We start from the raw sequence: 12101 nt of genomic DNA, 5'->3' as shown, positions 1-12101 counted from the left end.
ACCTCGCCGCATTCGTCGTCTTCTCCTCCGTCGCCGGCACATTCGGAAGTGCCGGGCAGGCCAGCTACGCGGCCGCGAACGCCTTCCTGGACGCGTTCGCCCAGGCCAGGAGTGGCGCGGGGTTCCCCGCCACCTCACTTGCCTGGGGCCCGTGGACTGCCGACGCCGGCATGACGGGCGAGCTCGGCGAAGCCGATCTGCACCGCATGGCACGCGGCGGCATGGTGCCGTTCACGGCCGAACAGGGAATGGCGGCGTTCGACGCAGCGTTTCGTACCGCCGGAGCGGTGTACGCCCCGGTGCGGCTCGACCACGCGGCTTTGCGGGCACCGCACTCCGCGCCGCCGGCGCTGCTGCGCGCCCTGGTCACCGGGGCCGCCCGTCGCTCGGCCGCATCGGCGGCACCCGGTGATGCCGCTGAGAACCTGCGGACCGGGCTGGCTGCGTTGCCTGCCGCCGAGCGGGAGCCCGCGGTACTGGAACTCGTCCGTGCGCAAGCTGCGCTGGTGCTCGGACACACCGGTCCGGAAGCCGTCGAGCCGGCCCGGGACTTCCGCGGCCTGGGCATCGACTCGCTGACCGCGGTCGAGCTGCGCAACCGGCTGGGTGCCGCAACAGGGCTGCGGCTGCCGGCGACGCTCGTCTTCGACTATCCGTCGCCGGCGTCGCTGGCCCGTCATGTGGTCAGCGAACTGTTCGGAGAGGACGCGGCGGCCGCGGGCACACCGGTCGCCGTGTCCGGGCGTCCGGCGTCCGGCGAGGAGCAGCTCGCCATCGTGGCCATGAGCTGCCGGTTCCCGGGCGGCGCGAACAGCCCCGAGGAGTTCTGGCGGCTGCTGGCCGACGGCGTGGACGCGCTGTCGCCGCTGCCGGCCGACCGCGGCTGGCAGGCCGATGTCGACGCGGCGCGCGTCGAGGGCGGATTCCTCTACGACAGCGGCGACTTCGACGCAGACTTCTTCGGCATCTCGCCGCGGGAGGCGGTCACCATGGACCCGCAGCAGCGGCTGCTGCTGGAAATATCGTGGGAGGCGCTGGAGCGGGCCGGCATCGACCCGGCGGCGCTGCGCGGGAGCCGCACCGGAGTGTTCGCGGGAACCAACTACCAGGGATACGGATCGGCGGCACATACCCTGCCCGAGGGCGCCGAGGGACAGTTGCTCACCGGACATGCCACCAGCGTGACGTCCGGCCGGGTCTCCTACGCCCTCGGCCTCGAAGGCCCCGCCGTCACCGTCGACACGGCCTGCTCGTCGTCGCTGGTGGCGCTGCACCTGGCCGCCCAGGCGCTACGGCTGGGCGAGTGCGATCTCGCCTTCGCGGGTGGGGTGACCGTGATGGCCACCCCCGGTGCCTTCGTGGAGTTCGGTCGGCAGGGAGGACTGGCCGGCGACGGGCGGTGCAAGGCGTTCGCCGACGACGCGGACGGCACCGGCTGGGGCGAGGGCGCGGGCATCGTCCTCGTGGAGCGGCTCTCCGACGCCCGGCGCAACGGGCATCCGGTGCTGGCCGTGCTCCGTGGCTCCGCCGTCAACCAGGACGGTGCGTCGAACGGTCTGACCGCCCCCAACGGCCCCTCTCAGCAACGCGTCATCCGGGCCGCGCTCGCCAACGCAGGGCTCGACGCCCATGAGGTGGACGCGGTCGAGGCCCACGGCACCGGGACGGCGCTGGGCGATCCGATCGAGGCCCAGGCGCTGATCGCCACCTACGGCCAGGACCGCGCGTCGGACCGGCCGTTGTGGCTGGGATCGGTGAAGTCCAACATCGGACACACCCAGGCCGCCGCGGGCATTGCCGGAGTCATCAAGATGGTGCTGGCACTCCGGGAGGGCGTCCTGCCCCGCACGCTGCACGTCACCGAGCCGTCCTCGCACGTCGACTGGTCGGCGGGTGAGGTGCGGCTGCTGACCCGGGCCGTGGAGTGGCCCCAGCTCGAACTGCCGCGCAGGGTCGGGGTGTCCTCGTTCGGAATCAGCGGCACCAACGCGCATGTGGTGCTCGAACAGTACGAGCCGGCTGACGGGGAGCCGGAGGAGACCGCTTCCCTCGGCGGCGCCGCGTCCGCCGATACCGCGGGAGCCACGGACGACGAACCGTCGGGGCCCGTTGTCTGGCCGCTGTCCGCCCGGTCCGGCGCCGCGCTCCGCGACCAGGCGAAGCGGCTGCGTGCCCACCTCACCGACCGCCCGGACCTGCCGGTACGTGACATCGGCTACTCGCTCGCCACCACCCGGGCTGCCTTCGACCACCGGGCGGCGCTGGTCGCCGAGGACCGGGACGCGTTCGTGAAGGGCCTCGCTTCGCTGGCCCGGGGGGAAGACACGGCCGAGCTGGTGCGCGGGCGTGTGGACGAAGGCGGGAAGCTCGCCTTCCTGTTCAGCGGCCAGGGATCTCAGCGCGCCGGCATGGGACGCGAGCTCCACGCGCGCTTCCCCGCCTACGCGACGGCCTTCGACGCGGTCTGCGCGGAGTTCGACCGCTACCTCGAACACCCTCTGCGGGAGGCCGTGTTCGCGGACGAGGGCACGCCCGAGGCTGCGCGGCTCGACAGCACCGCCTACACCCAGCCCGCGCTGTTCGCCGTGGGAACCGCCCTGCACGCGCTCGTCACCTCGTGGGGCGTCAAGCCGGACGTCCTGATCGGCCACTCCATCGGGGAGCTGGCCGCGGCGCACGTGGCCGGGGTGCTGACCCTGGAGGACGCGTGCCGACTGGTCGCCGCCCGCGGCCGGCTGATGCAGGCACTGCCCGAAGGCGGCGCCATGATCGCCGTACAAGCCGCCGAGGAAGAGGTCCTGCCCCTGCTGGACGGCCTGGCGGACCGGGCCGGGATCGCCGCGGTGAACGGCCCGTCGGCCGTCGTCGTCTCCGGTGCGGCCGACACCGTCACCGCGATCGCCGCGCAGCTGGCCGAACGCGGGCGAAAGACTAGGCGTTTGCGGGTCAGCCATGCGTTTCACTCTCCATTGATGGACACGATGCTGGCGGAGTTCGGTGAGATCGCGCGGGGTGTGAGCTATGCACCCCCGCGCTTGACCGTCATCTCCAACCTCACCGGGGAACCGGCCGCTGACGCCGACCTGACCTCGCCCGACTACTGGGTGCGGCATGTCCGCGAGGCCGTCCGTTTCTGCGACGGCGTCCGCCGGCTGGAGGCCGACGGCGTGCGGACCTACCTGGAACTGGGACCCGACGGCGCCCTCGCCGCCGCGGCGTGGGAGTGCCTGCGCGATCCCGGTGAGGAGTCCGTCGCGCTGCCCGTCCTGCGACGCGGCCGGCCCGAGGTCCGCAGCGCCCTGCTGGCCGCGGCGAGCCTGCACGTACGCGGCCTCGGCACGGGGCCCTCCGTGCTGTACGGCGAGGACGCGCACCGTGTCGAGCTGCCCACCTACGCCTTCCAGCGCCGCCGGTACTGGCTGGAGCCGGCCGGCCCGCGTGGCGGGGCCGAGGTGGAGCAGACGGTGGACGACCAGCTCTGGGCGGCCATGGAGCACACCGACCCGGGCGAGCTGGCCGAGCGACTCCACCTTGCCGACGACGCTCCGCTGCGCGACGTACTGCCCGCGCTGTCCGCGTGGCGCCACCAGCAGCGCGAGCGTACCGCCGCCGACGGCCGGGAATACCGGGTCACCTGGCGGCCGGCCGGCGACGCCCCGGCTCCCGTACTCTCCGGCGTCTGGCTGCTGGCCCACCCCGCGGGTCACGGCGGTCGCGCCTGGGAGACGGCGATCGCGGCCGGACTCACCGCCCACGGCGCAACCGCGGTCGTCCCGGTCGAGGTCGACTGCGGCCGTGCCGACCGCAAGTCGCTCGCCGACCAACTGGGCACACTGCTGGGCGAGTCGGGCTCCGTGGACGGAGTGCTGTCCCTGCTGGGAACCGACGAGGAGCCGCACCGCAGCCTGACCGCCACGCCCGGCGGACTCGCCGCGACCGTGGCCCTGGTCCAGGCGCTGGACGACCTGGGCACCGGCGCGCCCCTGTGGTGCGCGACCACGGGGGCCGTCGCGGTACGCGAGCGCGAGGCCGTGCCCTCCCCCGTCCAGGCCGCCGTGTGGGGCCTGGGACGGGTCGCCGCACTGGAGCAGCCGCACAGCTGGGGCGGTCTCGTCGACCTGCCCACCGAGCCCGATGAGCGGGCCGTGGAGCGGCTGTGCGCGGTCCTGGAGGCCAGGACGGGCGAGGACCAGGTGGCCGTACGCGGCTCGGGCGTCTTCGTCCGGAGGCTGGTCCGGGCCCAGGCCCGGGACGTCCCGCCCGGAACCGACGAGCCGTGGACGTGCGCCGGCACCGTACTGATCACCGGCGGGACCGGTGCGCTCGGCGCTCACGTGGCCCGCCGGTTGGCAGAACGGGGTGTCGAGCACCTGGTCCTGGCGGGCCGGCGCGGCGCGCAGGCCGAGGGCGCGGACGAGCTGCGGGCCGAACTCATTGCCCGGGGCACCCGGGTGACGCTCGCCGCATGCGACGCCGCCGACCGTAATGCGCTGGCCCGGTTGCTGGCCGAGTACCCCGTCGACGCGGTGTTCCACGCCGCGGGTGCGCTCGACGACGGGCTGCTCGCCGGACTCGACGGGGCCCGCCTGGACGCCGTGCTGCGACCCAAGCTGGCGGCCGCCGCGCATCTGCACGAGCTGACCGACGGCCTGACGGCGTTCGTGCTGTTCTCGTCCTTCGCGGGCACGGCCGGGGCGACCGGCCAAGCCAACTACGCCGCCGCCAACGCCTATCTGGACGCCCTCGCCGAGCACCGGCACGCCCTGGGCCTCCCCGCCACGTCCGTTGCATGGGGCCCGTGGGAGGGCGCCGGAATGGCGGCCGGCAGCGCGGGCGACGAACAACTGGCAGAGCGCCTCGCCCGCGGCGGTATGGGCATGCTCGAACCGCGGCTCGCGGTCGACGCGCTGGAGCGGGCCCTCACCCGTGGCGACTCCACACTGACCGTGGCCGACGTGGACTGGGCACGCTTCGTACCCGGCTTCACCTCGGTGCGGCCCAGCGCGCTCCTCTCCGACCTGCCGGAAGCCCGGCGGGCGGCCCCGGAGCAGGGATCCGTGGACGGCGACGGACAGAGCGGCCTCCGGGCGCTGCGCGCACAGCTGGCCGGGCGGAGCGAGACGGACCAGGAACGCGTCCTGGTCACGCTCGTCCGCACCCATGTCGCCGGCGTCCTCGGGCACGACACGGTGGACGCGATCGACCCGAAGCGTGCGTTCAGCGAGCTGGGCTTCGACTCGCTCATGGCCGTCGAGCTGCGCAACCGGCTCGGTCTCGCCACCGGCACCCAGCTGCCCGCCACTCTGCTGTTCGACCACCCGACCGCCGCGGCCCTCGCCCGCCATCTGCGCGCGCGCGTCGCGGCGGGGGACTCCGCCGGGGCGCTGCCCGTGCTCGCCGAGCTGGATCGGCTGGAGGACGCGCTCGGGGAGGTGGCGCAGGACGATCCGCAGCGGGCCAGGATCGCCTCCCGGCTCCAGACGCTGCTCGCGAAGTGGAGCGAACGGGAGGACGCCGACACGGTGGCGGACGACGGCGCCGGGGTGAGCGACCGGATCAACTCCGCCACCGCGGACGAGATCTTCGACTTCATCGACAACGACCTCGGCATGTCATGACGCGCCGACCGCACGACCTCCGGAACCGCCACGTGGATGAGGGTGCATGAACGAACAGAAGCTCCTCGAGTACCTCAAGAAGGTCACCAACGACCTCCACCAGACCCGCCAGCGCCTCCAAGAGGTGGAGGCCGGGCGCCAGGAGCCGGTGGCGATCGTGGCGATGAGCTGCCGTTTTCCCGGTGGGGTGGGTTCGCCGGAGGACTTGTGGCGGTTGCTTGAGGGTGGGGTGGATGCGATCGGTGAGTGGCCGGCGGACCGTGGCTGGGACGTGGAGGCGCTCTATGACCCGGAGCCGGGGGTTCCGGGCCGTAGTTATACGCGTGCCGGTGGTTTCCTCGATGACGTCGGCGGTTTCGATGCCGGGTTCTTCGGGATTTCGCCGCGTGAGGCGGTGGCGATGGACCCGCAGCAGCGGCTGCTGTTGGAGACGTCGTGGGAGGTGTTCGAGCGGGCCGGGATCGATCCGGCGGCGCTGCGCGGCAGCCGCACCGGCGTCTTCGCCGGCACCAACGGGCAGGACTACACCGCGCTGCTGCTCGGAGCCGCGGATGGGCTGGAAGGGCACATCGGCACCGGCAACGCCGCCAGCGTGGTGTCCGGCCGGGTCTCCTACGCGTTGGGCCTGGAGGGGCCCGCGGTCACCGTCGACACGGCCTGTTCCTCTTCGCTCGTGGCCCTCCACCTCGCGGCGCAGGCGCTCCGCTCGGGCGAGTGCGACCTCGCCCTGGCCGGCGGCGTCACCGTGATGTCCACGCCCGGTCTGTTCCTGGAGTTCAGCCGGCAGCGCGGACTGGCCGCCGACGGCCGCTGCAAGGCCTTCGCGGACGCGGCCGACGGCACAGCCTGGGGCGAGGGCGCTGGCATGCTCCTCGTGGAGCGGCTCTCCGACGCCCGGCGCAACGGGCATCCGGTGCTGGCCGTGCTCCGTGGCTCCGCGGTCAACCAGGACGGTGCGTCGAACGGTCTGACCGCCCCCAACGGCCCCTCCCAGCAACGCGTCATCTGGCAGGCGTTGTCCGCCGCGGGCCTGGCCACGGCGGACATCGACATGGTGGAGGCGCACGGCACGGGAACGACCCTCGGCGACCCCATCGAGGCCCAGGCCCTGCTGGCCACGTACGGCCAGGACCGCGCGGCGGACCGGCCGTTGTGGCTGGGCTCGGTGAAGTCCAACATCGGACACACCCAGGCCGCCGCCGGCGCGGCAGGCGTGATCAAGGTCGTGCTCGCCCTCCAGGAAGGGCTGATGCCCTCGACCCTGCACATCGACCGGCCGTCGTCACACGTCGACTGGTCGGCGGGGAACGTCGCCCTGCTCGCCGAAGCCACCGCCTGGCCCGACCAGGGGCGGCCGCGCCGGGCTGCGGTCTCCTCCTTCGGGGTCAGCGGCACCAACGCCCACGTCATTCTGGAACAGGCCCCGGCGCAGGAACCCGCCACCGCGGTCCACGGCGTTCGCGAGACGGACACCGCCGCCCGAGACCTCGCCTTCCCCCTCTCCGCGCGCACCGCGGAATCGCTGCGCACCCTCGGCGCCCGGTTGCACGAGCGGCTCTCCGACCCGACCCCGCCGCCGCTGCACGACCTCGCCTGGTCGCTGGCCACCACCCGCACCGCGTTCGAGCACCGGGCCGCCGTGATCGCCGCCGACCACGGGGAACTGCTCCGCGGGCTGGACCTGCTCGCCCGCGACGCCCCGGCCTCAGGAGTGGTGCGCGGTACGAGCGGCGCGGACGGCCGCACCGCCTTCGTCTTCCCCGGCCAGGGATCGCAGTGGGCCGGGATGGCCACCGAACTCCTCGACGGCGACACGGAGTTCCGGGCCCGTTTCGACGAGTGCGCCGAAGCCGTGGAACGGTTCTCCGGCTGGTCCCTCGAAGAAGTGCTGCGCGGTGCGCAGGGGGCACCGTCCCTCGACCGCGTGGACGTCGTGCAGCCCGCGCTGTTCGCCGTGATGGTCGCGCTTGCGGGGCTCTGGCGCGCCAAGGGGGTGGAGCCGGACGCCGTGGTGGGGCACAGCCAGGGTGAGATCGCCGCCGCCTGCGTCGCCGGGGCCCTGGGCCTGGAGGACGCCGCCCGCGTCGTCGTCCTGCGCAGCCGCGCGCTGACCGCGCTCGCGGGGCGCGGCGGCATGATGTCCGTCCTGCTGCCGCTGCCCGAGGTGGAAGAGCGCCTCGTACCGTGGGGCAACACCATTTCCGTCGCCGCCGTCAACGGCCCCCGCTCCGTGGTCGTCTCCGGCGCGGCGGACGCCCTCGACGCGTTGTTCGCCGCGCTACAGGCCGACGGGGCCCAGGTCCGCCGGATACCGGTCGACTACGCGTCCCACTCCGCGCAGGTCGAGGAGATCCGCGAGCGGCTGCTCGCCGACCTCGCCCCGGTGCGCCCGCGCAGCGGCGGCACCCCGTTCTTCTCCACGGTGACCGGCGACTGGATCGACACCGGCCGGCTCGACGCCGAGTACTGGTACCGCAACCTGCGCCGGACAGTCCGCTTCGAACACGCCGTGCGCTCCCTGGCTGAACAGGACTACCGCGCCTACGTCGAGACGTCACCGCACCCCGTGGTGACGACCGCCGTACGCGAGACGCTCGACGCGCTGGACATCACGGACGCCGCGGTCGTCGGCACCCTGCGCAAGGGAGAGGGCTCCCGACGCCGGTTCCTCACCTCACTCGCCGAGCTCTCCGTCGCCGGAGGGCCCGTCGACTGGCGCGCCGTCCTCGGCACCGCCGTGGCCGGCGGAGCCCGGCCGGTGGCCCTCCCGACCTATCCCTTCCAGCGACGCCGCTACTGGCCCGAGCCCGCCCCCGCGGTGCGCGGCGGTCCCGGTGACGCCATCGACGCCCGCTTCTGGGAAGCCGTCGAGAGCGGCGACTCCGACACCCTCGGCGCCGCACTCGCCACGGACCCGGCCACCCTCGACGCGTTGCTGCCCGCACTGTCCGACTACCGCCGACGCCACCGCGAAGGGGCCCGGGCCGACTCGTGGCGCTACCGCGTCACCTGGAAGCCCGTCCCTGCCGGTACCGCACCCGCTGCCCTCCGCGGCACCTGGATGGTGGTCACCCCGGGTGACGCAACCCCGGCCGACGAGCTGACGACGGCACTCGCCGCCGCCGGTGCGCACCCCGTCACCGTCTCCGTGGACTCCGAAGGGGACCGTGCCGCGCTCGCCGGGGCGATCGGGACGTCACTGCGCGGTACGGCCTCCCCGGACGCACCGCTGCCCCCGGTCGCGGGCATCGTCTCCCTACTCGCCCTGGACGAAGACGAACACCGTGCCCACCCGGGCCTGCCCCGGGGCTTCGCCGCCACGGTCGCCCTCGTCCAGGCCCTGGACGACCTCGGTGTTCAGGCTCCGCTGTGGTTCGCCACCCGGGGCGCCGTGGGCACCGAACCCTTGCGGGGCGTCACCGCCCCCGGTCAGTCCCTGGTGTGGGGCTTCGGCCGGGTGGTCGCCCTGGAGGAGCCGGAACGCTGGGGCGGACTGCTCGACCTGCCCCCGACCCTGGACCCGGCTGCGGGCACCGCCGTGGTCCGGGCACTCGCCGGCATCGGTGACGAGGACCAGCTGGCGATCCGCCCGCACGGCATCCTCGCCCGGCGGCTGGTTCGCGCCGCCACCGGGGAATTCGACACCACCCGGCGGTGGGCACCTCAGGGCACCGTCCTGGTCACCGGCGGCACCGGTGCGCTCGGACGGCATGTGGCCCGCTGGCTCGCCCGCAACGGCGCACCGTATCTGCTGCTCGTCAGCCGACACGGCGCCGACACCCCGGGGGCAGCCGAACTCGCCTCGGAGCTCGCTGAGTTCGGTTCGCAGACCGAATTCGCTGCCTGCGACATCGCCGACCGGGACGCGCTCGCCCACCTGATCGACAGCATCCCGACCGATCGGCCGCTCAGCGCGGTGCTGCACACCGCAGCCGTACTCGACGACGGGACCATCAATTCCCTCACACCGGCCCAACTGGCCGGCGTGCTTCGGGTGAAGGCCGGTGGCGCGCGCAACCTCGACGAACTGACCCGGGGGCACGACCTGTCGGCGTTCGTGCTGTTCTCCTCCACCGCCGGCACCATCGGTGCACCGGGTCACGCCAACTACGCCCCTGGCAACGCCTATCTCGACGCGCTGGCCCAGCAGCGCCGGGCCGCCGGGCACCGGGCCACCTCCATCGCCTGGGGGCCCTGGGCGGAAGCCGGTATGGCCGAGGGCACCGTGGGCGAGCGACTGCACCGGCACGGCGTACGCGTCATGGATCCGCAGTCGGCCGTCGCCGCGCTGCAACGCGCCCTCGACCACGACGACACCACACTGGCCGTCACCGACATCGATTGGGACACCTTCACGCACGCCTACACCACGTCGCGTGCCCGGCCCCTGATAGCCGACCTCCCCGACGTGCAGCGGGCACGAGCCGCCGCCGCACCGGTGACCGAGGAGGCCACCGACGGCCCCGCGCTGGCCCGGCAGCTCGCAGCCCTGGACGAGGCAGAGCAGCGCCAGGCTCTGTCGGAGCTCGTCCGTGCCCATGTCGCCGCCGTCCTCAACCACACGGATGCCGACGAGATAGCCCACCACCGGGCCTTCCGGGAAATGGGTTTCGACTCCCTCATGGCGGTCGAACTCCGCAACGCGCTCAGCTCCGCCATCGGCACCCGTCTCCCGGCCACCCTCCTCTTCGACCACCCGACCCCTGCGGCACTGGCCACCCGGCTGCGGACCGTGCTGAACCTCGATGAGACACCGGCTCCGGCCTCCCCGGTCCCGGCCCAGGCGGTCGCCCACCAGGAGGAAACCATCGCCATCGTGGCGATGAGCTGCCGTTTTCCCGGTGGGGTGGGTTCGCCGGAGGAGTTGTGGCGGTTGCTTGAGGGTGGGGTGGATGCGATCGGTGAGTGGCCGGCGGACCGTGGCTGGGACGTGGAGGCGCTCTATGACCCGGAGCCGGGGGTTCCGGGCCGTAGTTATACGCGTGCCGGTGGTTTCCTCGATGACGTCGGCGGTTTCGATGCCGGGTTCTTCGGGATTTCGCCGCGTGAGGCGGTGGCGATGGACCCGCAGCAGCGGCTGCTGTTGGAGACGTCGTGGGAGGTGTTCGAGCGGGCCGGGATCGATCCGGCGGCGCTGCGCGGCAGCCGCACCGGCGTCTTCGCCGGCACCAACTACCAGGACTACTCCTCCCGTTCCCTCGCACCGGCACCGGACGCCGAGGCGCACCTCGGCACCGGCAACTCGGCGAGCGTCATGTCGGGCCGCCTCTCCTACACCTTCGGCCTGGAGGGGCCCGCGGTCACCGTCGACACGGCCTGTTCCTCCTCGCTCGTGGCCCTCCACCTCGCGGCGCAGGCGCTCCGCTCGGGCGAATGCGACCTCGCCCTGGCCGGCGGCGTCACCGTGATGTCCACGCCCGGTCTGTTCCTGGACTTCAGCCGCCAGCGGGGCCTGGCACCCGACGGGCGCTGCAAGGCCTTCGCCGACTGCACCGACGGCACCGGCTTCTCCGAGGGCGTCGGCGTCGTGCTGGTGGAGCGGCTCTCCGACGCCCGGCGCAACGGGCATCCGGTGCTGGCCGTGTTCCGTGGCTCCGCCGTCAACCAGGACGGTGCGTCGAACGGTCTGACCGCCCCCAACGGCCCCTCCCAGCAGCGGGTGATCCGCGAGGCCCTGGCCGGCGCCGGCCTGTCTCCCTCCGACGTGGACGCGGTCGAGGCGCACGGCACGGGAACGACCCTCGGCGACCCCATCGAGGCCCAGGCCCTGCTGGCCACCTACGGCCAGGACCGCGCGGCGGACCGGCCGTTGTGGCTCGGCTCGGTGAAGTCCAACCTCGGTCACACCCAGGCGGCTGCGGGTGTGGCGGGCGTCATCAAGATGGTGCTGGCACTCCAGCACGGCGTCCTGCCGCCCACCTTGCACATCGACCGGCCGTCAGCCCACGTGGACTGGTCGGAAGGGAACGTACGGCTGCTCACGGACACCGTGGAGTGGCCCGAGACCGACCGGCCACGCCGGGCGGGTGTGTCCTCCTTCGGCATCAGCGGCACCAATGTGCACGCCATCCTGGAGCAGGCCCCGGTCACCCCCACCCCGCCTCCGGGCGGCACACCGCCCGTGCCCGTCACCTGGACGCTCAGCGGCACCACCCGCGACGCCTTGCGTGCACAGGCCGGCCGGCTGCTCACACACCTCGGGGACCGGCCCGAACTCGGCCTGCGGGACGTAGGGCTGTCCCTGGCCACGACCCGGTCCGCCTTCGACCACCGCGCCGCGCTCGTGGGCACCACCCGCGAAGAGCTGATGAGCGGCCTGAACGCACTGGCGAACGGAGAGACCCCGGCGGATGTCCTCACCGGGGTGGTACGTGGCGAGGGCAGAACCGCGCTCATGTTCGCGGGGCAGGGTTCGCAGCGGGTGGGTATGGGTCGGGAGTTGTATGAGGCGTTTCCGGTGTTCGCGGATGTCTTTGATTCCGT

General features: G+C 73.4%; 2 protein-coding genes. Both read left to right on the top strand.

Features of this window, described 5'->3' with window-relative positions; all coding sequences use genetic code 11:
* A partial coding sequence (locus tag ACFXOM_RS35350) for a type I polyketide synthase (RefSeq protein WP_385041570.1) occupies positions 1–5618 on the top strand: 5618 nt, incomplete at its 5' end.
* 46 nt (positions 5619–5664) lie between these two features.
* Positions 5665–12101 (top strand): type I polyketide synthase (locus ACFXOM_RS35345; protein ID WP_385041567.1); only part of this gene is annotated, 6437 nt, incomplete at its 3' end.

Source organism: Streptomyces sp. NPDC059169 (assembly GCF_042755225.1).
In the GTDB taxonomy this organism is placed as follows: Bacteria; Actinomycetota; Actinomycetes; order Streptomycetales; family Streptomycetaceae; genus Streptomyces.
Note: the sequence above shows the minus strand (reverse complement) of the source record. Positions and strands in the feature narration are given on the sequence as shown.